Source organism: Thiocapsa roseopersicina, assembly GCF_900106925.1.
GTDB classification, from domain to species: Bacteria; Pseudomonadota; Gammaproteobacteria; order Chromatiales; family Chromatiaceae; genus Thiocapsa; species Thiocapsa roseopersicina.
Map to the genome: position 1 here is coordinate 86,922 of NZ_FNNZ01000007.1, position 26,280 is coordinate 113,201.

Annotated in this window: 21 protein-coding genes; 2 read left to right on the forward strand and 19 right to left on the reverse strand. The window is 62.9% G+C overall.

What is annotated here, in order from left to right; all coding sequences use genetic code 11:
* Window positions 1-2: 2 nt before the first annotated feature.
* Genes BLV04_RS09485 through BLV04_RS09495 form a run of 3 tightly spaced genes read right to left on the reverse strand, consistent with a single transcriptional unit; the run spans window position 3 to window position 1,674 of the window.
* Entirely contained in the window at window positions 3-365 is a 363-nt protein-coding gene (locus tag BLV04_RS09485) for a nitrous oxide-stimulated promoter family protein (protein WP_093030535.1), read from the reverse strand.
* A gap of 47 nt (window positions 366-412) precedes the next feature.
* Complete coding sequence (locus tag BLV04_RS09490; RefSeq protein ID WP_217633682.1) at window positions 413-1,129, reverse strand: c-type cytochrome; 717 nt, start codon at window positions 1,127-1,129, stop codon at window positions 413-415.
* The gene (locus tag BLV04_RS09495) at window positions 1,126-1,674 is read right to left on the reverse strand and encodes an HPP family protein (protein ID WP_093030852.1); all 549 of its coding nucleotides are present in this window, start codon (window positions 1,672-1,674) and stop codon (window positions 1,126-1,128) included. Before BLV04_RS09495 ends, BLV04_RS09490 begins: the two co-directional genes overlap by 4 nt.
* A gap of 369 nt (window positions 1,675-2,043) precedes the next feature.
* Between BLV04_RS09495 and BLV04_RS09500 the strand changes: the two genes are divergently transcribed.
* Window positions 2,044-2,700 carry a CBS domain-containing protein gene (locus BLV04_RS09500; RefSeq protein ID WP_093030538.1) on the forward strand — a complete coding sequence of 219 codons (657 nt, stop codon included), beginning with the start codon at window positions 2,044-2,046 and terminating at the stop codon, window positions 2,698-2,700.
* 81 nt (window positions 2,701-2,781) lie between these two features.
* Here the strand turns inward: BLV04_RS09500 and BLV04_RS09505 are convergent, their stop codons facing one another.
* The 10 genes from BLV04_RS09505 to BLV04_RS09550 form a co-directional block, all read right to left on the reverse strand.
* On the reverse strand, window positions 2,782-3,408 hold the full coding sequence (locus BLV04_RS09505; RefSeq protein ID WP_245731819.1) for a hypothetical protein: 627 nt from the start codon (window positions 3,406-3,408) through the stop codon (window positions 2,782-2,784).
* 23 nt (window positions 3,409-3,431) lie between these two features.
* The gene (locus BLV04_RS09510; protein ID WP_093030541.1) at window positions 3,432-5,762 is read right to left on the reverse strand and encodes a molybdopterin-containing oxidoreductase family protein; all 2,331 of its coding nucleotides are present in this window, start codon (window positions 5,760-5,762) and stop codon (window positions 3,432-3,434) included.
* A gap of 3 nt (window positions 5,763-5,765) precedes the next feature.
* A complete protein-coding gene (locus tag BLV04_RS09515; protein ID WP_217633683.1) occupies window positions 5,766-6,818 on the reverse strand; it encodes a tellurite resistance/C4-dicarboxylate transporter family protein in 1,053 nt (350 codons plus the stop codon).
* 282 nt (window positions 6,819-7,100) lie between these two features.
* A complete protein-coding gene (locus BLV04_RS09520) occupies window positions 7,101-8,645 on the reverse strand; it encodes a respiratory nitrate reductase subunit gamma (protein ID WP_093030547.1) in 1,545 nt (514 codons plus the stop codon).
* Window positions 8,642-9,391, reverse strand: a complete 750-nt coding sequence (locus tag BLV04_RS09525; protein ID WP_093030550.1) for a nitrate reductase molybdenum cofactor assembly chaperone — start codon at window positions 9,389-9,391, stop codon at window positions 8,642-8,644. Before BLV04_RS09525 ends, BLV04_RS09520 begins: the two co-directional genes overlap by 4 nt.
* Before the next feature lie 2 nt (window positions 9,392-9,393).
* A complete protein-coding gene (narH, locus tag BLV04_RS09530; RefSeq protein ID WP_093030553.1) occupies window positions 9,394-10,941 on the reverse strand; it encodes a nitrate reductase subunit beta in 1,548 nt (515 codons plus the stop codon).
* Between the two features lie 3 nt (window positions 10,942-10,944).
* The gene (locus BLV04_RS09535) at window positions 10,945-14,721 is read right to left on the reverse strand and encodes a nitrate reductase subunit alpha (RefSeq protein WP_093030556.1); all 3,777 of its coding nucleotides are present in this window, start codon (window positions 14,719-14,721) and stop codon (window positions 10,945-10,947) included.
* Window positions 14,718-15,584: a ferritin family protein gene (locus tag BLV04_RS09540; protein WP_093030559.1), complete on the reverse strand. Its 867-nt coding sequence runs from the start codon at window positions 15,582-15,584 to the stop codon at window positions 14,718-14,720. Before BLV04_RS09540 ends, BLV04_RS09535 begins: the two co-directional genes overlap by 4 nt.
* Before the next feature lie 677 nt (window positions 15,585-16,261).
* Window positions 16,262-16,528, reverse strand: a complete 267-nt coding sequence (locus BLV04_RS09545; protein ID WP_093030562.1) for a type II toxin-antitoxin system RelE family toxin — start codon at window positions 16,526-16,528, stop codon at window positions 16,262-16,264.
* On the reverse strand, window positions 16,525-16,785 hold the full coding sequence (locus BLV04_RS09550) for a type II toxin-antitoxin system Phd/YefM family antitoxin (protein ID WP_093030564.1): 261 nt from the start codon (window positions 16,783-16,785) through the stop codon (window positions 16,525-16,527). Before BLV04_RS09550 ends, BLV04_RS09545 begins: the two co-directional genes overlap by 4 nt.
* A gap of 370 nt (window positions 16,786-17,155) precedes the next feature.
* Here BLV04_RS09550 and BLV04_RS09555 point away from each other — a divergent pair, with 370 nt between their 5' ends.
* Window positions 17,156-17,407 (forward strand): UPF0175 family protein, encoded by a 252-nt coding sequence (locus BLV04_RS09555; RefSeq protein ID WP_093030567.1) that lies wholly within the window; start codon window positions 17,156-17,158, stop codon window positions 17,405-17,407.
* A 362-nt stretch (window positions 17,408-17,769) separates the two neighbouring features.
* Here BLV04_RS09555 and BLV04_RS09560 read toward each other — a convergent pair whose 3' ends face one another.
* The 6 genes from BLV04_RS09560 to BLV04_RS09590 all read right to left on the reverse strand — a co-directional run bounded on the left by BLV04_RS09560 (window position 17,770) and on the right by BLV04_RS09590 (window position 26,003).
* Window positions 17,770-18,660 (reverse strand): formylglycine-generating enzyme family protein, encoded by an 891-nt coding sequence (locus BLV04_RS09560; protein WP_093030570.1) that lies wholly within the window; start codon window positions 18,658-18,660, stop codon window positions 17,770-17,772.
* Window positions 18,661-18,668: 8 nt separating this feature from the next.
* Window positions 18,669-19,148, reverse strand: a complete 480-nt coding sequence (locus tag BLV04_RS24375; protein WP_139191895.1) for a hypothetical protein — start codon at window positions 19,146-19,148, stop codon at window positions 18,669-18,671.
* Between the two features lie 86 nt (window positions 19,149-19,234).
* Window positions 19,235-23,017 (reverse strand): formylglycine-generating enzyme family protein, encoded by a 3,783-nt coding sequence (locus BLV04_RS25615; protein WP_175534564.1) that lies wholly within the window; start codon window positions 23,015-23,017, stop codon window positions 19,235-19,237.
* Between the two features lie 32 nt (window positions 23,018-23,049).
* Window positions 23,050-24,099: an AAA family ATPase gene (locus BLV04_RS09580; protein ID WP_093030573.1), complete on the reverse strand. Its 1,050-nt coding sequence runs from the start codon at window positions 24,097-24,099 to the stop codon at window positions 23,050-23,052.
* 12 nt (window positions 24,100-24,111) lie between these two features.
* Window positions 24,112-25,680 carry a hypothetical protein gene (locus BLV04_RS09585; protein ID WP_093030576.1) on the reverse strand — a complete coding sequence of 523 codons (1,569 nt, stop codon included), beginning with the start codon at window positions 25,678-25,680 and terminating at the stop codon, window positions 24,112-24,114.
* A 32-nt stretch (window positions 25,681-25,712) separates the two neighbouring features.
* Window positions 25,713-26,003, reverse strand: coding sequence for a trypco2 family protein (locus BLV04_RS09590; protein WP_093030579.1), 291 nt, complete (start codon window positions 26,001-26,003; stop codon window positions 25,713-25,715).
* Window positions 26,004-26,280 lie beyond the last annotated feature (277 nt).

Below are 26,280 nucleotides of genomic sequence, written 5' to 3' on the forward strand. Positions count from 1 at the left end.
GATCACCGGCGCTTCTTGTCCGACTGCGCCCGAGCCTTCAGCTTCGGCGCCGGACGGAGCTTATCGAGGATATGCCCGAGACTCAGGATTGGATGGGGCCAGAGCATCCGGGGGCCGGCATAGCGCATCACATCGCGCACCCGCTCGCGCATTATGGCGCTGTAGCAGTGCACCTCGCAGAGATTGCAGGCCGGCTTTTCTTCCTGGAAGGGACAGGTGTCGAGACGCCGATGCGCATAGTCAAGCAATGATACGCACTCGGCGCAGAGTCTCTTGTGGCCGGTGTGATGATGGTCTCGGCAGTAGATGGCCATCATGGCTGTGATGGTCTTCTTCTCGCGCGTAATGCGTCGGCCGAACGGCATTGGTCGTCCTCGATTGCGGATACGGATTCGGGGCAGGCCCTCGACGATCAATCGTCGAGGATCGAGATGTAGGCGAAGATGTCGTTCAGCTCCTCGGCGGTGAAGGCCGCAAGCAGCTCCTCGGCATCCGGGTCGGACGGGTCATGCACACGCCGTTTGTCGATGTATTTGGCGACCTGCCGCTGCAGATAGCCGGTGTACTGCCCGGCCAACATGGGTACGGCATCGCGCTCGCGGCCCTGGGCGTCGCGACCGTGGCAGGAGGCACACTCCTTGGCATAGATGCGCTCGCCGGCAACCGGATCGCCCGGTGCGCGCGGAATCTGGACCATGCGTTTGGTGGCCATGAGCCGCTCGTAGGCGTTGAAATCCGCCGCCGTCTCGTCGACCGGCGGGAGGCGACTCGGCAGCTCGATCGCGGCGAGAAAGGCCGAGATATCGCGGATATCCGAGTCCGGCATCTGGCGATGCTCCGTGTGCTCCACCATGGCGAGGTTTTCGCGCTCGCGCGCTCGGAACAGGTCGAGCTGCCGCGAGATGAAGGCGGCGGGGAGACCCGCCAGTCGGGGGTATTCGCCGTCCTTCCCGCCTTGGCCATGCTCGCCGTGGCAGCCGGCACAGACCTCGTTGATCTCGGCGGCGTTGTCCAGGTCCGCATCGGCGAACGGATCCTCGGCCTCTTCGGCGAGCGCGAACGGCGCAGTCATCAGGCAGCCGAGGACGAGACCGACGTATCGGAGCAGATGCAACGCGGGTCGGCTCATATCCAGTTCTCCGGATAACGTCTGGTTGCCGGGATATTGTTGACGATCAGGGCGACGCCCAACAGGATCAGCGGCCCGAGCGTCGCCGGAATCAGCACGTAGTAATATCCAATCGCATGAATCTCCTCCGAGCCGATGACCGCGATCAACGCGGTTGCCCCGCCCGGCGGGTGCAGGGTTCGGCTCAGATGCATGAGCGCAATCGCGGTGGCCACGGCCACCGCCTGTGCAAGCCAGGGATCCGCGGACAGCAGCTTCCAGCTGGTCACGCCGACCAGCGCCGAGATGACGTGACCGCCGACCAGATTACGCGGTTGGGCCAATGGACTGCGCACCGCCCCGTAAAGCAGGACCGCGGACGCACCGAGCGAGCCGATCGTGAGCGCGAGGTCGGTCTCCGAGAAGAACGCCTGATTGATCAAACCCACTAGGCCGATCCCGAGAAAGGCGCCGATCCACGACCAGAAGACCTCTTGGTTGCTGACTCGCGGCGGACTTCCGCGGGTGGTCCCGCGCATCTTTCGGACGTAGGCCTTCAGGCTCAAAGCATGCCTCCAATCGGCTTGCGTACCGGGGATTTCGATACGACTGCGGAGCGGATCGGGCGCGTTCGACCCGTTCCACAACCGCGTGGAATCCTCGATCCCGATTTGAATCTCGCGACGCGGCAAGGGCCTTGACCCACATCAAGCCTAACCCTCGAAACCACGACCGCCTGATCTCGGCCCCGGGAGCCCTTACAACCCGACCGAGATCCGATGCGAGATTCGCCAGCCGGGTCCGAGCCGGTATGAGGCCTCGCGCTCGAAGAGATACGAAGCCACCGGATTGACCTGTCTCAAGGCTATTTGCGCATGATCCACGCCTAATAGCCATGCCAGCGGCGACGAAGCCGATCATTCGGGGGTCATCAGGTGACAGAGAACCATCTTCATCTCTTTCAGGAACCGGACCACGCCAGCATCGACGAAATCCGGGAGCTCGAGCTTTCGGACGCCGACATCATCGACGCGATGCGGGAGATTCCCGGCTATATCGACATCACGACGACGGACTTCAGAACCATCTATCACCTCGCCCATGCCCATGCCGTGGAGCGCATGAACAGCCGTATGTGCGCGAGGAACCTCATGCGCTCTCCGATCCAACCGCTGAATCCGACGACACCGCTTTACCAAGCGGCCGGATTATTCGTGCGACAAGGCGTGAAGGCGCTGCCGGTGGTCATGGGCGGCGGACTGGTCAGCGGGATCCTGACCGAGACGGATATTCTCAAGCGACTGGGTGCGGACAGTTTCTTGGAGCTGCTTCCGCGATTGCTCGAACAATGCAATCGACTCGCCGAATGCTGTCACGAGACAGCGACAAGCACGATGATGACATCGCCGGCGGTAACCGTAACCGAGCGCGCAGGTTTTTCGGAGATCATGTGTGCGTTCAGGAGCCACGGCGGGCGCAGCATGCCGGTCGTGGACGACCGCGGTCGTCTGGTAGGGCTCCTGATGCGCAAGGATTTTCTCGCTGCCTGTCAACTCGACCTGGAGTCGCTCGACGAAGAAACGCTCGATTGACGGGCGGTCCGTACCGGGCTCACTCCTTCGCTCCGCTCCCCGAAACTTGCGCCTGCGCGGTTTCGATTGCCGAACACGCCATCAAAGCGGGATACCGTGCGGCGCGGCGACCATGAACATCAGCATCGGGATCGAGAGCACCGCGTTGATCCGCGCGACCGATGCAACGGTCTTTTTTGCCTTGGCAAGGTCCGCCTCGCCCTGCGAGGGCGCGAGGCCCATCAGCTTCTTCTGATTCGGCCAGAGCACGAACCAGACATTGATCAAAAGGACCGTACCGAGCCACACCCCGATCCCCATGGGAAGCGCGTAGTCGGGATCTCCGCCCGTCAGACCCAACGTAAAGACATCCAGTAGACTGTCGTTCTGCACCAAGTACCAGGCCCCTGCTCCCCAGGTCACCAGCGACGCCCACCGGAACCACAGGAGCGCGCGCGGCAGGATGTACTTTCCGATCGCGGCGGGTCCGGGGCCTCCCTGGTCTGCCGTTGCCGCGGCAACCGCCGGCATCTGGACGAAGTTGAAGTAGTACAGCAGGCCGACCCAGATGATCCCGGCGACGATATGCACCCAGCGCACGAAGGCCAATTCGTCGAATGCGAGGAGACCATTGCCGCCGGCGAGATTGACGATCATGGCAAGTACGACCGACACCAGCAGACCCGCAATCCATACACCTTTGATTGAAGCCAAGGGGTTCATACGCATTTCTCTCCGATGATGACAAACGCCTAAACCGCGACATCGCGCGAGATCGAGCAGGGATAACCGCGCATTGCGTTCGAGCCGCTGGCGGGATCGAAACGCTCGTCATCGATCAGTCGGTTGTAATTGAACCGATCCAGGTCGTACGCCGGGAGGCCGAGTCGCGAGCAGGATTCCCACCAACCGTATTGCGCGCAGACCGTGTCCGCGGCAATCCTGGTGGTCATGCTGGCCCGCGCGTGCATCGTACCGACGGCCGAATGGATGCTGATCCAATCGCCTTCATGAATACCCTGCTGCTTGGCCGTATCCGGATGAAGCTCGACCAATGGCTCGGGCAGCTTGCCGCGCAGGGTCGGCAACGCATGCTGTTGACTATGGCAATAGTGCGGCCACTTGGCCGTCGTGAGACGCAGCGGAAAGGCATCGCTCGAAGGCAGAGATTCGGACTCGAAGTCCGGAAGCGGCGATAGGCCGGCATCCATGAGGGTTTCCGAGTAGATCTCGACCCGACACGTCGGCGTCTGAAACCCATCCTTCAGATACGATCGGTAGGGCGTCTGAAGCCCGAGCGAAAGGCCTTCGGGATGCCGCTCCAAGTCTTCGAGAGACACACCGGTCCGCGCGATCACCTCGCGCAGGCCGGACCGCTGGTTGCCGTCGAAGAAGTGCTCGCCCAAACCGAGCCGCTCGGCCAAGGCAAAGACAATCGCGGTATCGGATCGGCTTTCACCGAGCGGGCTGAGAACCGCTTGGCGCAGCTGCAACCAGTCCGAGCCTCGCTCGCCGAGTTGAAAGCCAGCCGCAAGACCTGTGCGCTCCCACGGCGAGGCGACCGGCAACACCAGGTCGGCGTAATCGGCAGTCGGATTCAGGAACATGTCCGCATGGATGTAGACATCCAACGCACACAAGGCGGGCACCAGCGTCGGTGTATTCGGCTTTGTCAGAAGCGGATTGGCGCCGAAGCTCATCAGGCCACTGACCGGATAGGGTTCCGACTCAAGCACCGCCCGAGCAAAGTCGCGACTCGTGACCCAACCCTTTGCAGGCGGGCCCAGCGGGCGTTCCGTTCGGCCCAAGGTCATTGCCAGCCGATCTGGCGGCAACAGATCAAACCCCGCGATGTCGTTCAGATGCGGAGTCGCGAATCGCACATTGCCGCCGGGCGCATCGAGCGAGCCGGTCAGTGCGTAGAGGAGCCCGATCGCCCGCCCGCTCTGCGTCGCATCGGCTTGCTGGCAGATCCCGGCCCAATGGAAATAGCTGACCGGTCCGGACTCATGCAGGAGTCGCGCGGTCTCGCGAATCTGGCGCGCCGGCACCCCGCAACGGCCGGCGGCGCGTTCCGGCGGATAGCGGGCGCACCGCTCGGCGAAGCACTGAAAGGCAGTGCGACAGGGCACCGGCTCACCCTGATCGTGCAGGACCAAATCACCGAAGAGGGCCGGGCTGACCGGCGGCTCGTCGAGATACTCACCGCAGGTCGGATCGTAGGCAACGGCTCGGCGCCGCTCGGAATCCCAAACCATCGGGAAGCGTCGCATGCCGGCAGGTGTGGCGCGCTCGACTGTCATGAAGCGACCGTTGTCCACGCGCACCAGGAGCGGCCCGTTCGACCAGCGTGCGATGAAATCCTTATCGAACCAACCGTTTTGGATCATCTCGCCGGCGATCGAGAGCGCGAGAACCCCGTCCGAGCCGGGCCGCACCGGGAGCCATTGATCGGCCGCCGACGCCAGCCCGACTTGACGCGGATCGACCACAATCAATCTCGCCCCGCGGCGCTTCGCCTCCATCGCGGCGCGTGCATAGGCCGGCCAGGTGGTCGAGGGATTGAAGCCCCAGAACAATAGGCATCCCGTCCGCTCGAAATCCGGTGAGCCGATCCCCGACCCGAAGGTCAAGGCGCTGGCGTAGTCCTTGTGCCAGTTGCAGTTCTCGGTCGCGAAGAGCACGTTCGGGCTGCCGAAGGCGTGTGCAAGGCGATGGATCCAGCCGAAGGCGTCGGCAACGGCCGTCCCGCTAGGCGTCGTGACACCGAAGACAACCGATCGGGCGCCGTGGGCATCGGCGCTTGCGCGCATCCGGTCCGCCGCAAACCTCAGCGCCTCGTCCCAGGTGACGCGGCGCCAACCCGGATCAGCCTCGCCCTTCGGGCGCGTCCGCATCATGGGGTAAAGCACCCGTCGATCGCTGTGGACCAGCTCAGGCGCTGCCCGCCCTTTGACACAAAAGCTGCCGCCGGTGGGGTGATCGCGGTCGGGTCGAACCCGAACCAGGCGACCGGCCTCGACGGTGGAGATGGATCCGCATTTCGAGATACAGAGCGGACAGTAACCGCGAATCTCGCCCATTCCTTAATCTCCCGCCGAGACGGCGACCCGGACCACGGCCCCGATCGCCCTGGACAGACGCCTGAGAAGACCGAGAAAGGTCAGTCCCCAAGCCGCGAGCGCGATATAGACGGTGATCGCCGGGATCCAGGCCAAGCCGTCAAGCTGCAATGCCTTGGCCAATAGATAGGTGCTCGCCGTGTACATCCCCAATGGAAAGACCGCACCCCAGAATAAGGGCGTGTAAACAACCGGTACGCGTCTGAGCCAATGCGTCCAAATCCCCAGAGCAACCAGGAGCGGTATCCACCAAGTCCCGGCTGCCCAGAAGAATAGGGTGAACCCCTTGAGAAACGGGAGCAATTCGACGAGCAATCGGGATTCCTCGGCATGGAGGATCAGGGTTGCTCCGGCTTGCGTCGCGATCGCGGTCGCTCCCATACTGACCCAGTAAGGCGGGGTGAAGCTCGCAGGCTCCAAGTGCATGAAGGTCAATCGATAGAAGACCAGTGCGATGATGTTGATATAGAGCATGCACCCCATGAAATAAAAGAACAAACTGATGAAGAGAATAAACTGTTGGGCGTCGGGAAACCGAAAGGCGACCATGGTCCCGAGCACCGCAATGGACTGCGTGGCGACCGATGCAATTAGCCAGACCCCGCTGATACCGTCGGTCAGCGAGGGCTTGGTCGGGTGAACGATGATTGCGGTAAAGAAGGAATAGGTAATCAGCAGCCAGAGAAAGGCTCCGAAAACCCACAACCCAAACGCAAGATCTGCATCGCCGGTCAGCGTGAAGATCTGTACCCCGATGACGCAGGTTCCGGCGACGATCGTAAAATAGCCCGGACCCAAGGCATGGGCCCTGAGATCATCGACGAGGTGGATGGGATAGACCAGTACGCGAAGACCGGTCATGAACAAGAGCGTGACGAACGCAATCAGGTTTATCAAAAGAAGCGGCTTGGCGATCCAGTCGAGCCCGACCAGATCGCAGGCGATGGAGACGATCCCGGTCGCCATGACCAATGAGAAGTAGGACGGCGGCAGCTTCTCGATCCAATATCGGGCCACCGTTGCGACGGTCTCTGAACGCGTTGGTAGTCCCATCGTTGAGCGGACGCCTCGGATCGGTCATTGAAGCTCGATTCGGAGATCGGGGTCACGGGCCTTTGCGGTTCGGCTGTGCTCGTGACTCCCGCCCAGCCTGGTACGTGGCGCAGAGCGCCACGGGGCACGCGTGACACCGCAAAGCGGATGTCACGAGTCCCTGAAGGTCTCGGTAGCCTGATGAACGAGACCTACGGTTCAGCTTGGCTTTCCGGAGTCGGGCCCCGTATGCCGGGGCCGAACCGGTCAGCGTCGAGCGACCTGCGTTTGGGGGAAGACCTCCGTCTCCAAGTAGGTGATGAGCGACCAGATCTTGTCCGGACCCAGATTTGCGTACGCGGGCATGAGCCATTCGCCCTTGTTCCTCGGCAGCCCGGCCGCGATGCGGTAGTAGATCTGCTCGTCGCTCGATCCACCCTTCAGGGGCTCGGTTCTCAGATTGCGTGTCGGCACCGGACGACCCGCAGCATCCGTTCTCAGCGCCTGGAGCACACCGTCTCCCGCGCCGGTCGGTCCGTGGCAGACCGAGCACATGCCGGCGTAAAGCTCCTTGCCCTCTTTGATCATCGCCACCGTCGGCTCCGGTCTGGCCGGAACAGCGATGGGCTCGCCGGGTGTCGGGCGATCTACCCAGAACTGCTCGACGGTCTGCACCAGCGAGTCGATCTGCCGATCGGAGAGCGCGCCGAAGCCGGGCATTCCGGAACCGGTCAGCCCATGGACGACGGCGTGCCGCAGATCATCGCTCGAGGCGACACCGTTCGAGGACGAAATAAACTGGAAATGCCCTTCGGTGAGATTTCTCGGAACCGCGGTAAAGGTCGGCGACTTGGCTCCCGGACCGTCACCATGGCCTTCCAGTCCATGACAGCGTGCGCATTGGCTGACATAGAGTGGATAACCTTCGAGCACATCCTGGGCCTGGCTTGAATCCGGGCCCTTCTCCTGGTCTTCAGTCGCGCCGGTCGAGGCGTAGGCGGTTTGAACAAGCCCTTCGCCCTTCGGACTTGGCAGCACGAACGCAATGAGAACCAAGACTCCGACCACACCCGCCGTCAAATAAGTCATGTACGACTTATCGGTGACGCCTTTGAATTCCCAACACCCCAACACCCAGCCGTTCTGGAACTTCTTCGCCGTCGTGCGCAAGACCTGATAGGGCCGCACGAGATAATTGACCGGAAGCGTCCAGGCATGAATCAGCTTCGTGAAGGGGAAATAGGCCGCGAAGGCGAACGCCAGCAGGATATGGATCTTCGACAGAAGCGGCGCCGAGGCCATCAGCTCAGGCTGGGGGGAGAGCCGCCAAAGGCTTGCGAACCAGGGAGCCGCGGTAAAGGAGACACCCCAGATACGATGCCCCAAGGCTTGGTAGATCGCGACACCCAGAATCGCGATGAGAAACAGATGCACGATGTAGTCATCGGGCTGACTCATTGCGCGCATCTCGGGAATCAGGGTACGCCTGACCAACGCAATCACCGACCCGACGATGGCGAACACCCCGCCGAGCGTGGCCATCCAGAAGAAGGCGCCGACCCAACTCCCCCACCCCAACAACCCGCCGATCAATCCGGCGAGATGACCGAAGAAGGCCAGGAAGATGCCCCAATGCAGAAAGTGCGCAGCAAGCCCGAGGATACCTTGGCCGTGGAAGATCCCGCTCGCGCGGGTCGACATCCCGAACGGCCGATAGACCATCCGAATAAAGGGCACGACAAAGAAAAGCGTCAATGCCACATAGGGGAAGACACCCCAGATCACATAACTCGAAAAGAGAAAATCGTTCATTGGTGCCCCCAACCGGTGGTGGACAGTTCAGGAGAGGGAGAAAGGCCCGGCGTCGACGAGGTGCCCTTGCGCACCGGGATCGTCGCTTGAACCTCCGGCGCGAGCCAGACGGGATCATCGGCGAGACGTTCCAAATCCTCCTCCGCGACAAACTCGAGCGCTTCCATCAAGAGGTCGTAGACGCTCTCGTATTTCTGCATCGCCTTGCGCATCGCCGGGATGCCCGGCTGCAGGTACTGGTCGACGAAGCGTCGTCGCAAGCCGATGCCGTCGCGTTCGGGATGGGCGCTGCTGACCGCCAGAAACTCGAGCATGACCGGCAGGAAATCCGGCAGCTCCGCCCCGGCGAGATCGAACCCGAAGTGCTCGTAGCTCGCCTTCAGCTCGATCATGTACTGATTGCGCCCGCAGGCACCGGCGCCCCGGCACGAGTTGGGCTCCTCGTACATGTGCGACCCCAAATAGAGCGGACAGGGCGGCGTCAGCTCCAGGGTCGCGGTGTACTCGTCGACGTTGTGCGCGGCTGGGGATGCCAGGAAACGATCGATGCGCTCGCGCATCGGCGTTTCCGGGATGGCCTGGAGGAACCGCTCCACCCGTCCGGTGTCCCGGACGGCTGGATTGAGCAGAAGCTCTGCGATCACCCCGTACATGGCCCCGAGATCCCAGCCGGCCGACCCCGTCGAGACCGCTCCGGACGAACCCGGACCGGATGCGAAGGTTTCGGTCGCTTGGATTGCGCTCATGGTCAGCTCCCCACACCCATCTTGTTGCCATGGAAAGACGTGCGCCGTTTCGGACTCTGCTCGGGTGCGAGCAGGTCGTACCCGGTAAAGCCGCGTTCCAGGTAAGGCGCGTTGTCGGTGTCTTCCGTCCGCGAGGTCGCGATGACGAACCGCTCGTGGAAGTGGGCGAGCGAAAGCAGCCGGTGCATATGACGCGCTTGCTCGATCGTCAGTCCGACGGCCTTCAGCACGGTATCGTCGGTGCGACCCTCTACCCGCTCCAGGCGACGGAACTCGCGCAATGCAAGCTGGCGCAACAGGGCCGTCTCGACGAGCTTGGTATTCCCGGCGGCCAAGAGACGCGCGAGATACTCGATCGGGATCCGGAACTCCTTCAGATCCGGCAGCACCGTGCCTCCGTTCACCATATCGAGCGTGCCCCGATCATTCGGCTTGGCCGTCTGAACCGGACTCTCCGGCGGGATATAGAAGAGGCTCGGCAGCGTGCGGAACTCCGGATGCAGCGGCAGCGCGATCTCCCATTCCTTCACCATCTTGTAGACCGGCGAGCGGCGGCAGGCCTCCAGCCAGTTGTCCGAGATGCCCTGACGCTTGGCCTCGGCGATGATCTCCGGGTCGAAGGGGTTCAGGATGATCCCGCGATGCCGATCGACCAGCTCATGCTCGGGCGCATTCGCCGTCTCGGCGACGCGATCCAGGTCATACAGCAGCGGACCGAGATAGCGGATACGGCCCACGCACGCCTGGAAGCACATCGGCGGCTGGCCGGTTTCCAGTCGCGGGAAGCAAAGGATACATTTCTCCGACTTACCGGTACGCCAGTTGTAATAGGTCTTCTTGTAGGGGCAACCCGAGACGCAATAGCGCCAACCCCGGCACCGATCCTGATCGATCAGAACCACGCCGTCCTCTTCGCGCTTGTAATTCGCGCCCGAGGGACAAGAACCGACGCACGCCGGATTCAGACAGTGATTACAGATGCGCGGCAGATACATCATGAATGAGTTTTCGAACTTCAGCAGCGCCTGACGTGCCGCGGGGGTCATATCGCTGAAGTTGTAATCGAGCTTGCCCGTGCCCTCTTCATGGGTGCCGGCGCCGTTGTCCTCCCAATTCACGCCGTAGGTCAGCTCGATGTCTTCCTCGCCGGTGATCTGCGATTTGGGACGTGCGACCGGCTGCGAGTATTTGGTCGGCTGCTCCGAATGCAGATCCTCGTAGGTGAAGGTGAATGGCCCCTTGCCGTAGTAGTCGTCCATCTGCGGCAGGACCGGGTTGTAGAAGAGACTGATCATCTCCCAGAACCGCGAGGCCTGATTTAGCTTGGGCGCATCCGCACCGGGATTCTCCTTCCAACCGCCGCGGTACTTCTCCTGGTTTTCCCATTGCTTGGGATAACCCGCGCCCGGCTTGGTTTCCACATTGTTCCAGAACATGTATTCCGCGCCTTCGCGGTTGGTCCACACGTTCTTGCACGCAATGGTGCAGGTTTGACAACCCAGACACTTATCCAGGTTGAAGACGATACCCATCTGTTGCTTGATACGCATGTTCTATGCCCCGACGTTGAGCTGCGACTCTTGATAGATGACCTTCCGCCCGCGTGTTTCCATGGGTTTCTTCCGGATGAGCACCACGCAATCGCGTTCGGATGGACTGGTCCCCTGATAGTTCAGCCAATAGGTCCAGTTGGCATAGCCACCGACCATGGTTGCGGGATTCATCATGATGCGCGTGGTGGCGTTGTTGTTGCCGCCGCGCAGATCGCTGACCCCGCGTTCCCGCGCCAAGGACGAGAAGGGCACGTTCACATGGCGCTCGGTCTGGTGATAGACGATCGACATGTCGCGCGGCACCGTATGACTCACCACCGCACGCGCGACCTGGATCCCGTTCTCGTTGAAGATCTCCACCCAGTCGTTGTCCTTGACATTGATATCGCGTGCATCGTCGTCGTTGATCCAGACCGTCGGCCCGCCGCGGAACATGTTCTGCATCTGCCATGAGTCGCCGAACATGCTGTGAATGCCCCACTTCTGATGCGGGGTGATGAAGCGGAAGAGCTTCGCCCCTTTCATCTTAATGTCCTTCTGGGCCACGTCGCCGATCGAGACCATGTCCACCGGCGGCTTATAGACCGGGAAGTCCTCGCCGAGCTCGCGGAACATGCGATGGTCGTAATAGATCTCCTGTCGTCCGGTGAGCGTGTGGAAGGGCTTGAGCGCCTCGATGTTCAAGGTCCAGGGTGAATAGGTCCGCCCCTTGGTCTCGATTGCCGACCAATGCGGCGAGGTCAGCGCCCGTCTCGGTTGAGAGATCAGATCCGGGTAGTGATAGGCGGTCTCCCGTTCCGGCTCGACGATATGGGCGAGCGGCACGCCGCAGCGCTTCTCGAGGTTCTTGAAGATCTGATACGACAGCTCGCCATCGCTCTCGGGCGAGATGCGCAGGATCACCTCGCAGACCTTCGCGGCCGTTTCCATATTCGGGCGGCCCTGCTTCTCGCCGACCAGATAGCTCTCCTTCATCTGCTCGTACGCCTCGGCGAGATCGCCCTTGATCCCCTTGGCGCCGTAGCCGTTCGGCTTGGTGACGGCCGGACCGAGCGTGGTGTACATGTCGTGGACCTTGGTGTAGTCACGCGTCACGACACTGACGTTCGGGAAGGTCTTGCCGGGAATCGGCTCGCTCTCGCCTTTCCACCAGTCGCGCAGCTCGCCCATGGGTTGCGCCATCTCGTCGGGCGTATCCGTGCTGAGCGCAGTCATCACCAGATCCTCGATCGGATCGGGTAGATGCACCTTGGCCAGCTCGCTGATCTTCTCGGCGATGAGTCGGAACGCCTCCCAGTCGTGCTTGGATTCATAGGCCGGGTCGTGTGCCGGCGTAAACGGATGCAGGAATGAATGCAGATCCGTACAGGTCAGATCGAACTTCTCGTACCAATGCGCCGTGGGGAGCACGATGTCGGAGTAATTCGCGGAGGAATCCATCCGCAGGTTGACGTTGTAGATGAGATCCAGCTTCCCGAGCGGCGCGTTCTCGGTCCAATCGATCTCGTTCACCATGTCCTTGGCGCGTGTCTCGCCGCCGAGCACATTATTGTGTGTGCCGAGCATGTGTTTCAGGTTGAGCTCATGCCCGCGCATGCTGGTGCCGATGAGATTCCCGCGATAGATCCAAAGCACCTTCGGGTGGTTCTTGGGCGCATCGATATTGGGCAGCGCGAACTTGAGCTTGCGCTCCTTGAACTGCTGCGCGACCCATTTCTTGACATCGTCGAGGCTCTCGCACCCCGCCTTGCGCGCGTCCTGCATGACATCCGTGGGATTGCGCTCGTCGAACTGCGGGAAGAAGGGCAGCCAACCGTTGCGCACGGCCACCGCGTTCATATCGGCGGCGTGGTTGGCGCGCGCCGGCATCTCCTTGGCGCGCGGCGCCCACAGCGGGTCCAGGCTCATACCGTCGTAGCGCCACTGATCCGTGTGGAAATAGAAATAGGAGGTCGAGTTCATCTGCCGCCCGACGTTGCCCCAGTCGGCCGCGTTGCCGATCGTCCCGATGGCCGCCATATTGCGGATCTTCTCGGTGCCGACGTAGTGCGCGAACCCGCCGCCGTTGCGCCCCTGACACCCGGTGAGGATCCCCATGACGGCCTCCGAGCGATAGGTCAGCGATCCGCCGTGGTACCAGTGCAGGATGCCCGAGCCGGTGATGAAGAGACACTTGCCCTTGGTCTTCTCGGCGGTGTCGGCCCACTCGCGGGCGACGCGGATCGCGAGGTTGCGGTCGACTCCCGTCTCCTGCTCCTGCCAGGCCGGGGTGTAGGCCTCCGAGGCGTCGTCGTAGTCCTTCGGGTAGCCCGAGCCGGAGAGACCGCGGTTCACGCCGAAGCTGGCGAGCAGCAGGTCGTAGGCCGTAGCAACGCGGACCTTGGTGCCGTCCTTCTTGGTCAGGACGCGGCTCGGCACACCGCGAAGACTCTTCCTTGCCTTCTCGCCCCGCAGCGCCGTGGTCCCGAACTCGACGTTGAAGGTGTGCGTGAAGTCCGCGTACTCGACGATGACCTCCTCGAACTCGCCGTCCATGAGTGTGAGCAGCGGATCGAACGGCTGCGCCGTCACCGCGTCCTCGTTCTTGAGGTTCCAGCGTCCGGTGTTCTTCTCCTCCCACCGGAAGCCCAGCGTCCCGCCCGGCAGGCGCAATTCGCCCTCTTTGTCGAAACAGGGCAGCTTCCAGTCGGCCAATTCTTCGTCGGCATAGGCCGCGACATCGCTGGCGCGCAGGAACCGGCCACTCGCGAAGTGATCGCCTTCCTGATCCAGGATCACCAGGAACGGCAGATTGGTGTATTGCGCCACATAGCTGTGGAAATACTCGGAACGGCGATTGACATGGAACTCCTGCAGGATGACGTGAATACAGGAGAGGATGAACGCCGTATCCGTGCCGGGACGCACCGGCACCCAGAGATCGGCGAACTTGGTCACGTCCGAATAGTCGGGCGAGAGATTGACCAGCTTGCCGCCGTTGTATTTGTGCTCGGAGGCGAAATGGGCGTCGGCCGTGCGCGTCATCGGCAGGTTCGAGCCCATGACGATCCAATAGGCGCTCTGATACCAGTCGGCCGATTCATGCACGTCGGTCTGGTCGCCCCAGATCATCGGCATGACATGCGGCAGATCGTGATACCACTCGTAGAAGCTGAGCATGGTCCCGCCGAGCAGATTCGACAGGCGGTGACCGGAGAGGAAGCTCACCATACTCATCGCCGGGATCGGCGAGAAGGACGCCAGATGGTCGGCGCCGTGCTCCTTGATGGTATAGATCTTGGCCGCGGCGATGATCTCGGTCGCCTCGTCCCAGGTCGTACGACGCCAGCCGGCCTTGCCGCGGGCGTTGCGATAGGCTTTTGAGCGCTCGGGATTTTCGACGATCGCCCCCCAGGCGGCAATCGGATCCTTGCCCGCTGCGCGTTCCGCCCGCCAGAAGTCGAGCAGCACCGCGCGGACGTAGGGATATTTCGGGCGTACCGGGCTGTAGGGATACCAGGACGCCGAGATCCCGCGCTGGCAGCCGCGCGGCTCGTAGTTCGGCGTCTCGTCGTTGATCTGGGGCCAGTCGGTCTTCTGCAGCTCCCAGGTGATCATGCCGTTCTTGACGAAGACCTCCCAAGAGCAGGAGCCTGAGCAATTGACGCTATGGCTCGTGCGCACCGACTTGTCGTATTGCCAGCGGCGGCGATAGAAGTCTTCCCATTTGCGCGGCTCGTCGAGCTCGCGGAACCAGCGGGAGCCACCGTTGCCGTTGTCGTCTTTGGTCTTGCTCATTGCTGCTCTGCCTCTTGGGTTGCCGGTCCGCCTTGCGCACCGGTTTCGCTGTCATGTGCCAGCCCGAAAGCCTTTACGAACGGACGGAAATCGCGGACCGTGCCGTAGATCGCCACTACCGCATTGCGCCGCTCGTCATAGACGAGATTCACCGCCTCGGATCGACCGATCGGATGGGGGACCGCGTTGTTGTCGTGGTCGACCCAGTCTTCCTTCATCGCCTGCATGGAGACATAGAGAAGCCCGCTGTCGCGGTGGGCTTGCCACCAGACGCGATAATCCCAATCGCCCACCTTGATCTCGTGCTGACTGGTCTTGGCTTGTGGATCGTGCGGGTCAATATCCCATTGCAGGACCGGAATACCGATGTCGTAGTCGATGGTTTCACGCGGGCCGCTGAGCGGATTCGGACCGCCCGGCCGATAACCTGCCGCGGGCGCGACATCATGGCGTCCGAGCGCGATGGCGAGGAGATCCGGCTCGGGCAGCTCGCCTTCCTCGAGGTACTCGGCCTGGAGCGGCGTCATGAGTCGGCTCATCACGGCGCCCGGGCCTTCGGGCTTCTTGCGAAGCTCTTTGGCGAGGTCTTCGGCGCTGCGCAACGGCACCTCCGGGACGAAGGGCGCGATCCGACGGATCTGCACATCCGCGAAGTTCGCGCGCTGAAGCACATCGCGAATCTGCCGCTCCATGGTCGCCACCTTGGTCTCGTCGCGGGTGTCGGGCTTGAACTCGACCTCCACCATCGGCCCGATGGCGAGAATGTCCCCGACGAACCCCGAGGCGATGATGTCGCGCGAGAAGCCGGGATACTTGATCTCCCGGAGCAACTCCCGCACGCGCTGCGACTCCTCGTTGATCATGTTGTTTTCACTCCTCATCCTCCTCCGTTGGCAGGGCCACGCGTCTTGATGCGGCGGTCTCTGTTGTTGTGTCCGAGCGGTGTGCTCGGGTTGAGGGGCTCGTACGCAGAGCTATTCAGCAACGGGTATGCCAGAGGGAAATCAGGAGGCGCGGGGGCTGTGCTCGGGATCGGAGCGGTGTTGCCGAAGAGGCGTGTGAGTTGAGCAGATATTATTGTTTTCGCTTGCAAAAGCTGGCATTGGCAAATGTCGACGCAGACCAACGGAAGGCGTTTTTGGAGGACGGTAGAGAACCCAAGGCATCCCCATCGGTCGGCCCGGGTTCAGAGCCAAGCACCGGTCGGCGAGACAGATTGTCCCGGCGACCAATTAGGTCCGGGCCAATGTGTCTCGGCGGCGTGGAGAAGACGAGCAGGCTTTGGAGGCGATGATCGACGGTCTGGCTGACCGCAAGTGCGTGCTGAAGGCGATCGGAGTCAGGCTTGCGGAGAAGGATGCAGCACGCGCCCTGCAGCCGAGGCAGACAACTCGCCGAGACGGATATTTGCCGCCTCATTCCCCACAACCACACCGACCTCAGCCGCAGGTTCGCCGAACCACGAGGAGAGCGCGTTGATGTCCGCTTGAGGCTAGACGCCGAGTGGAAGGTAGTCTTCGAGTTTGCCGGCTGACGACGTTCAGTCGCCGTAGTGGGTTCGGGCGCGTACGACGATGACGACGAGCTCATCGTCCTCGATGCTGTAAACGATAAGGTCCTGGTAGCTCAATCGGACCGAATAGTATCCCTTGAGCGGTCCGGCCAAGGGCTTCCCGGAGTGCGGATCGACCGCGAGGCGGCAACGGGCAATGTCCATGAGCTTTGCACGCAACTTCGCACTGAGCTTGGCGATGTCTTTCGCGGCCTGCCGGGTGAAGAGAACCCGGTACCTGGCCGGAGCGCTCATGGAGGCTCCCCGAAGACCTCCTCGAACGACAGGGTCTCTTCGCGCTCCGCTTCCGCTCGGCCCTCCTCGAAGGCTTCCCTGAATCCAGGGGCCGAAAGCAGCGCGAGCGTCTCCAAGAGGCTCTCATACTCGTCCTCCGACATCTGCACCGCGTCGCCGTTGCGATGACGGATATGATAGATCTCATGGCGCTCGTTGGTGCCGCGTAGCAGCTCGAAGAGGGTGGCGCGGGCGTCCGTGGCGGTGAGTGTGGTCATCGGAGGGAGAGCTGTACAGGTTTTGGTACCGGCAAACTAGGTCGTTCCTTGGGTCGTGTCAAGGTCCGGGAAGCTCGGACACAGGGCGGAACCGTTCTCGCCAAGATTGAGTGTTTTCCCGTACAGTTGTCTTCGACTCTGAACACACCACCCGGCGGCGCGGGTATAAAGCATTGTCGTAGCCGCCACCCGAGAACCCGAGCGTGAACCTGTCGCTTACCCGTCACTGATGCGCCGGATTCAACACGCGCCGCGTGTTGAATCCGGCGCCGGTCTGGCTGACGGTATTTCGCTACGACGACGATCGTGAGGGACGAAGAACCATGATACGCAGCACCCTTGAATCGCCTCACCAGAGGAGAAATCAGCAATGACTCAAGTCCAGATCGAGTTGCCCGAAGCAGTTTATGCAGTACTGCATTACGCACCGGAGGAGCTGAATCAGGAACTGTGGTTGGCGGCCGCGGCCCAGTGGTACCAACAGGGCAGGATCTCCCAAGAATGGGCAGCGACGATCGCCGGGATGGACCGCACGGATTTCCTGCTGGCCCTGGCGCGCATGGGCAAGGACTCGTTCCAGGTCGATTTCGGTGATTTGGACAGGGAGCTGGCGCGTGGGTAATCGGGCGGTGATCAATGCTTCAGCGCTAGCCTTTCTGGCGCGGGGCGGTCATCTCGGATTACTGCGGGCAATTACCGACGGGGTCTGGGTCCCCGCATGTGCGCGTGACGCGCTGACTTTTTTGCGACGGTGTGCGCTGGATATCCCGCATCGAATCATTGCGACATTCCATGCCGCATCGCCCGCCCGGTCGCCCGAGCATATCGAGCCAGCCCCGTCCGATCGCGCTGATCAAGCAGGCATGGACTCGGTCATCTCCTGACATCACCCCGCGCGACGGCTGCGCCGAGTCGCGCCCCTCTCCGCTCCGCGGGGCGCGACTCGGCGCAGCCGCACGCTCCGCGGCCCGAACCGGCTTGAGCTCACGACACCTGAACTCGGGCAGGACGGAAACCGAGACTGAGGCTGCGGTAGTCGGGGTGGGACCTGCTGCGGCACGCCGAACGGCAGTAGCGGGCGAGGCTGCCCCAGGACCCGCCGCGAACGACACGGTCGGCGCCGACAGGCCCAACGGGATCAACCTTCCAATCGGCGTCGTAGTCGCGTGAGCCATCCGCACACCACTCGAAGACATTGCCGATCATGTCGAAAAGCCCCCGAGCGTTCGGCCGCTTCTTGCCGACCGGGTGTGTGCCGGACCTGGCATTCGGATATTGCATTTCGCGCCACGAGGACGAGTCCCAGCCGTCATCCGAGTCGAAAACCACGCCGCTGTTCCCGCCGTACGAGGCAATAAGATCGAGCGCCGGGGCATTGTTGTCACCCTTGATGTCGATCGGACCGGTGTAGATCGCCGTTTCCTTTCCGGCCCGGCAGGCATGCTCCCACTGCGCCTCCGTCGGCAACACCAGATCCAGGCCGGGGATGCGGGTATTGATGCGCGCCAGGAAGTCTTGCACGTCGTTCCAACTGACTTGCTCGACCGGCCGATCCGGGCTCTTGAAGCGGCTCGGATTCTTGCCCGTCACGGCCTCCCAGAGGGCCTGCGTGCAAGGGGTCTCGAACAGCCAGAAGCCCCGGGAGATGTAGACGGTGTGCTGTGGGCCTTCGTGATCGAAGCGCCCCGGCTCGGCGTCGGGCGAGCCCATGCGAAAAGCGCCGGCCGGGATCCACCGCAGACGCTGCGCCACGTCGCCGAGGCTGAAGGCGATGAAGATGCCGAACTGGTCCTCGCCCCATTCGGTCGCAAAGGCCGGCGGACAGCCGTTGATCAGTGGGTGCCAACTCGGATCGATCTGGAGGACATTGGCCATGGGTCGATTCAACCGCCACGGGGCGCCCTGCCGGCGAGGGTTCGCCCGGCTTCTGCATGGGCTACTGACACAACGGAGGGCTTTGGATTTCGGCCAGGAAAAAGCCCGGCCCCGGAGGACGGTCTGTTCAGGTGAGGAGCATCCACTCCATGCGTGAGCTCGGGCAGGACGGAAACCGAGGTTGTTGTTGCGGTGAAATCGGCCTCGTTCAGGATCTCCTGGTAGTCGACCTTGCCCCGCTTGCCGGGCGGCGGCCGACTCTCGCCCGCGGGCTCATAGCTGACGCACACGGCCCAGACACTTGAGCCGCCGTCATGAGCCAAGTGCCGATCGACCGCGAGGATGCGTTGTGCCGCCAGGAAGCGGCTCAGCTCCTCGGCAGCGGCCTCGCCGCCGAGAAGCGGGATGGTGAAGAAGCGCAGTTGAATGGGTCTGCTCGATGATCGGTTAGTTTGTGATCCCCGGCGCTGACCGGCACCGCCGGCCATCCCTGGCAGCCGCTCCGCGCGACGTCTGCACTCCGGGGCGCCCCGGAGTGCAGACGCACGCTCCGCGGTCCCTAACCGGCTTGCGCTCACGACACCTGAACTCGGGCAGGACGGAAACCGAGGATGCCGCGGCGAACGTCGTGGAGGATCCTAAGGCGGTACGCCGAACGGCAGTTGCGGGCGAAGGAGTACCAGGAGCCACCGCGAACGACACGGGCGGCGCCGGGTCCAGCGTTCGCATCGATCCATGGGGTCCCATCGGTTGGAGCCCCAACGTAACGTTCACGCCAATGGTCTTGCGTCCATTCCCACACGTTACCGAGCATGTCGTAGAGTCCCCAAGGGTTGGGCTGCTTCTGCTTGACGCGACGTGTTCCGCCGTGACGGTGGTCATACTGCTTTTGTTTGCCCTCCCACCATCCTTTGGTGGTGTCTTCACCCTCCTGAAGATCGAAGTCCAGGCCGCAATTACCCCCGTACCAGGCGATGGCGTCGAGCGCAGGCGCATCCAGTTCCCCGCGGATCTCGATCGACCCCGTATAAAGCGCCGTGTCGGTGCCAGCCCGGCAGGCATACTCCCATTGGGCCTCGCCGGGCAGAGCAAACGCCTGTTGACCAAACTCGTCCTCACTGTCTTTTTCGAAGTGTTTGTTGAGGCGCTCCAGAAAATCTTGGGCGTCGCTCCAAGACACCCTCTCGACCGGCCGGTCCGACGTCCTGAATCGGCTCGGGTTCTTGCCCATCACCGCCTCCCAGAGGGCTTGCGTGCAAGGGGTGTCGAACAGCCAATAGCCGCGCTCGATGACCACGGTGTGGCTCCGTCCTTCATACTCGAAGCGACCCGGCTCGTCTTCCGGTGAGCCCATCTCGAACCGCCCCGGCGGGATCCAGCGCAGACGCTGGATGACCGGTTCCCCGCTCTCGGGTTCGACACGCAGATCCGCCCATAGGCCGAAGCGGTCGCGACCAATGGCGCTGGCCCAACCGGGTTTGGGCGCTCGTCTCAAGGTGAGCACCTCGCGGTCGGTGCGGATCTCCAGCCTAGCGGCTTTCGACAGCGGCGCACTCGCCTCATGATGCCCGTCGAGCAGTAAAACTAAGGCTTGCGGCTCAGTCGCCTGCTCCGAGCCCAACCCGCCGCCTTCTGGACCGTCGCTCCCCGCAACGACACTACGCTCGCGCGGCTGGGCCGGCTTGTGCTCACACCCCTTAGTGCGGGCAGGACGGAAACCGAGGATGTTGCTGCGGTTGTCTGGGCGGTTCCTGAGACGGAACGCCGAACGGCAGCTACCGGCGCTGCTGGCCCAGCAGCCGCCGCGGACGACACGGCCGGCGTCGGAAGAAACCGACGCGTCGGTCCACGCCGAGCCGTCCGAAGGCGCACCCGCGTAGTTGTCGTGCCAATGATCTTGGGTCCACTCCCACACGTTCCCGTGCATTTGATAGAGGCCCCAGCCATTCGGAGCCAGTGCTTTGACGGGGAGCGTCTCTTCCCGAAACTTCCCCTTCATCCCGTCGTCGTGGGTATAGCTGCCGTCATGGGTATGACTGCCGTCGTGGGTATAGTTGACGTTGTAGGTATATTTGCCGTTGTAGTTGATTCGATCGGGGCTGATCGGATTCTCGACGGCGAGAAGAAATCCGTCTTCGCTTACTAGAACAACGCCATCTTCTGTCGACAACACCGCCGTTTCGGCGAAGCTGAACGGCGTGTCGGTCCCCGCACGACAGGCATACTCCCACTTTGCCTCGCTCGGCAGTCCGAGCGCCAACCCCGGAAGACGCGAGTTGATGGAATCGATGAAAAGCCGGGCATCATCCCAACTGACTCGCTCAACCGGGCGATCGGGTCCCTTGAAGACGCTTGGATCGTCACCCGTCACAACCGCCCAAAGGGCTTGGGTACAGGCGGTGTCGAAAAGCCAGAACCCGTCGCAGATGGCAACCTCGTGTCGAGGTCCCTCTGAATCCGATCTCTCCGGCTCGTCTTCGGGAGAACCCATCATGAAGCTCCCTGGCTCGATCCAGCGCATGCGCTGGGTGACGCCATCCCCACCTTCACCCTCGATCTCGAACTCGACCCAGGCGCCATACTCATCCCAGCCCCATCGCTTCGCCCATGTCGGCGGCTCTCCGGCTTCCCAGAAGGCGTTCGAGTCGCGGCTTGGTATCGCCTCGACAACCGCTGCCTGGACGCTAATGAATCCGTTGGATGTCTCGACGAACGCCAGGGGACTCCCTTCGACGTCAGCAGCACGTGAATACGCAAGGTGCAATATATCGCCGACTTGCGAAAGGTTGACGCGGCGAACCGGATAGCGGATCGGCACTCGCGCCGGATCCAATCCCGCGGGCGGCTTCTGTCGCGGATCGCGGCGCAGGATGTCGGCCCAGATGTAGTGGAAGTAGTCGCGTAGCTCGGGGTCTTCGAGATAGTCGCGACGCAGCCAGGGCGCGACGTCGCGAAACCAAGCCATCGCTCCGGGGGCTGGAGATGCTCCGCGCACGCCGGCTGCTTGGCGCCCGAGAGCCGAGATAAAGTCGGAGGAGTCCCTCCCGTCCTCCGCACTCGCGAGCTGTAGCCGTTGCTTCGGTGTCAGAGCCTGAAGCTCGGCAAACCAGATCTCCGATGGCAAACCAGCACGCCAAGAGCGCTGGAGTGCCATGACCCTCTGGCGAATCTCCGACGGCTCGTCGAGAAAGGATTTGCGACGCTGCTCGGCATCGTCCGGCGACAGGGTTGCGGCGACTGCGGAGCGGCTCACCACCGAGGGGTCTTGCCAAACCTCCGACTCGGCGCCGGCATCCGCCCCGATCAGCAGGCGCAGCTCGCGCAGCAGACCCGGCTCCAACCGCAGGCTATTCCCGGCGAGCGCCAGGAGCCGCTGCACGGCCTGCTTGCGCCCAGCGTCGTCGGGCTCGGCAGGATGGCGCTCCCAGGTCAGCAGCGTCCAAACGCTTTGCAGCTCCGCAGGGCAACGCGGCGCAGGCGTGAGCGCGAGGATACGGCAGCGATCCGCACGCAGACGCCGACCCAGCTCAAGCCAGTGTCGCCGCTCGGCGACTGCACCCCGCAGCAGGCAGCCAAGATCGCCGAGCACGACCACCAAGCTTCCGGGGATGGGCGGGCGATAGGGCTCGCGTCGATGGGTCTTCTCGGCCCAAACCGGTTGCTTGAGCCCTTCGAACCAAAGTGCATGCTCGACGGCGTAGCGCGGAAACAACTGCTGCAAGCGATGGCGCACTGCCTCCTGATCATCCCAGTAGGGCACGAGATGATCGCTGCGATCCTCGATGATCTGGAGACTCTGCCCCCAACGCCGGCGCCGCGCACGCGGGAGCTGGTGCAGACTCTCGCCGCGACCGAGTCGACGCACGATGACCGCAATATCCAAGGCACCGATATCGCTGAGCCCGGCAAGCGAGACGCGCAAGCGCGGGAGAAGCTCGCGCCATTCCGCCAGCGGGCGTGCTCGGGCCAGCTCCGCCGGGCGTTCTCTCCAGGTCGGAAGCTCGACGGGTCCGTCATCAAGGGCGCTGGGTGGGGCATCGGGATTCTGGGTGCGCCCGACAAGCCGCCAAAAGGTCGCCGCATCCAACGCTGAGGGGGCAACCGCTGGCGCCGATCGCGCGTCGCCTGTCGGCACCGTCGGGTCGATGTCGACGCCCTCGGTTGCGGTGCCGACGACGGTGCGATCGGGCACCCCACCCCTCCGCTCGTAACCGAGCTTGGCTGCAACCGCGGCGAGGAGTGCATCGTCCCCATGCGCCAAGGCGCGAACCAGATCGGCGCGCCCGCAGATCGCGTTCGGATGGATGGGCGGGGTGAAAGTGCTCGCCGGGGACTCTAAGGGTGCGCTAACGGGCATCCGATGATCAGGGCTCGGATCGAGTCGGCTCGTCACTGAACATCCGACGACGTGACCTCGGCGATTGCATCCGGATGCTTCTTCAGGGCGAAATCGGCGATCCGATTCAAGACCGATTCCTGCGCGGCCGCGTCCTCATTCGTGAGCCGCAAAACAGCACGCACCAGATCCAGGTACTCGGCCTGACCCGGCAGCGGCATGCGCCGAGCCTGCTCGGCGGCCCGCCGATCGGCAATCAGTAGATCGGCAGCCCGCTCCAGAAGGACCTCGCCCGCCACCTCGTCCGGCGCCACGAAATGCGCCTTGGCACGCTGCATCAACAGTCGCTTCAAGGCATCAGGGGCATGCTTGACGCTCGGCAGCCGCATATGATGAACCATACAGCGCCGCAGAAAGGCGTCGGGCAACGCACGTTCCTCGTTAGTGGTGATGATCACGAGCGGGGCCACGCCGGTGGCCACAACGTCGCGCTCGCTCCCCAGCGGGCGAAACTGACCTGCGCCCAAGGCCTCCAACAGACCGTTCGGCACGTCGGACTCGGCTTTGTCGATCTCGTCGATGAGCACGACGCAGCCGTTTGAAGGGTCGCAACGTCGTTCGGGGTCGCTGCGGCGCTGCGCATCGCCCGCATCCGGCGGAACCGGCTCGGCAGCGCCCACCGCTTGGGCTTGAGCGGATGCGCTCTGCCAATCGAACGCCCACCACAGGGGTCCGGGTGTGACGTAGGCACCGACGGCGAGGCGCCGACGCAGACTGCGCCCAGGCCCCTTCGGTGCAACCTTGAGAGCACCCTGGAGTTGCGCTTCGGCAAGCCGAGCAACGGCATCGTAGCTCCAAAGGAGATCGCTCGACTCGGTCCGAGCGTCCACCACCTGCTGAACATAGACACGGCGCAGCACCAGGGCTGCCGCCCTTGCGAGCTGGCTCTTGCCGATACCCGGCTCGCCCCGAAGCAGCAAGGGACGCTGGGCCGCCAATGCCGCGTCGATGGCCGCGATGCTGTCGGCGTCGAAGACATGGTACTGACGCGGACGATTGCCCACCGGCGGGATCTCTTGCGCGTAACCGTCCGGGATCTGCATAAAACTCAAGGCTCATTCCTCCAGGACTTCGAGTATGGACCGCAACGGGAGGAAATCCTTGTGCTCCCCCCTTATCAAGGCGGCGTCGTCGGCCAGCTCCAGAAAGGCGACGGCGCGGAACCGATTCTTGAGCACTTGGATGGTCTCGAGGCACGCTTGGCGATCCTTGTCCTCGGTCGGGAGCAAGAACAGATAGTAGTAGCGTCGACTGTTCCCCTCTGCCTCGTCCGTAAGCAGGTCGGCGGTCATCTCCAGCACGTCCTCTTGGGTCATGCCCTGTCTGCTCCGCAACGCGGGATCGACAAACTCTTCCATACAGCGGTAGAAGGCGCGCTCGAACGTGCTCAGATTGCCGACCGAAAGCTTACGCCGCAGATGATCCCCGAATGCGTCGGCCGTGCGTCGTCCGTGCGGATCGATGCCGCAATTCGGCGGACGCGGGAGCGACAAGACACCCTCGTGCTCACGGTTCTCTTCGGGTGGACGAAAGCGCATTTCGCGTTTCCCGGCGCCCGCCATCACCACCTCCGCGGCACAGCGGGTCGCAACGGGGAAACCGATCAATACGGCCTCGGGATCGGCCACCTTGTCGCTCAGACCGTCGACCAAGGTCGGATCGTACATCAGCGGGATGAGACTCTGGACCAGCTCTGCTGGGGCACGAGCCTGCTCCGGGCGATCCTTCTTCAGCAAACGGGTTGCCTCTCTTGCATGGGTCAGGAGATGGGCTGCGTCGTGCGCAACCAGACGCTCGGCGAGGTGCTCGATCGATCTGGCTGGATCGCGGAAAAGCCCGCCCTCGGGCCTTCCTTCGACAAAACACTCCAATGCGCCGACGGCCAACGGGCTTGCGGTCAGGCCGCGTTGGAGCTCGACGACCAGGTCGCGGAGACGGTCGCGGTTGGAGCAGTAACCGATTGCTTCGCGGAACTCCGGCCGTTGAAGCAACCTCCGGATCGGCAATACCATGATGCGCCCGCCGCCGAATCCGGGCGGGACCTCGGTCAGCAACCCGGCAACGCGCGAAGAGACGATCACCGGACAACCCGAGGCACCCTTCCAGTCTTCGGGTTTCAGGGTCGGCGCAGCCACATCCACCCAGGCTTCTATCGCTTGATTCGCGGACTGATAGGTCTTGCCGCGCAACGGCACGGCCACGCGATCGCCGTCATTGCGCCTCCCCACGTCGGGGAAGCCCTCGCTCTCCCAAGGTGTGCCCGTGGCATGGTTGCGTGTAGTCAACTCGCACCACTGGTCGACGTCGGGATGAAATGTGAACTCGAACACGGCCGCATCCATGACCTGTTTTAAGGCGTCGGGTCTATGGGGACCAACATCGAACAGGATCTTCGAGCGGTCGACCCTGGTCCAGCGACCTGCGTCCGAGTCGGTGTCGCGCCAGTGATGCCAACGGATCTCGAAATCCGCATCCGTCGCCAATCCGTCGTCGATCAAGACATGGCGCGCCGTGAGGATACGGTTCCTGGCAATGGGGACCCCGGTGCCGATTCGACCACGGCCGCTCCCGTCGGCCAACGGGACGAAGATCTCGATAAGCAGATCTTTGAAGTTGGCCGGCATGACGGACCCCGACTCTGATTACGTCGTGGCGGTCAGCGGGGCCTTTCGGTTCCTTCCGAACCGATCGTCACGCCGTCCTTCCCATCGGCACCGACAGCCTTGAGCTTGAGGATCACCTTTTGGGTGCGGACGTCCGACTCCTTGAGCTTGGCACTGGCATCCAGCACCCAGAATTTGATCCCGACGCCGCCCTCGCCTTCCTGGGTCGCCGCGGTATGCAGCTCGATCGTGATGTCCTCGATTTGAAAGCGAAGATTGCTCCCTTCTCCGTCACCCTGAGCCTGCAACAACTCGGAGCGAAGCTCCCGGAGGAGTGATGACATGGGTATTTGGCTCTTGGTGTCCACTCTGCTCTCCCGATGATTGATACGCACCGGAATATAGCCTATCCGAAAGCGCGACGCGTGGAATCGGCACACCCGTGCGGGGAGCTACACCATATTCGCAAAGAGAGCCGGACGAGCCCTGCCAGACCAGCCAGGAGGCGGGGCCGGCAGAGGTTCCCTATCCGTGCTAAAGCCCCAACCGGTTTGGGGCATTCGCATTCGCTGCTGTCCCTCACGAAACCGTCTCGTCGCACGATCTACTGTGACCTAAGCC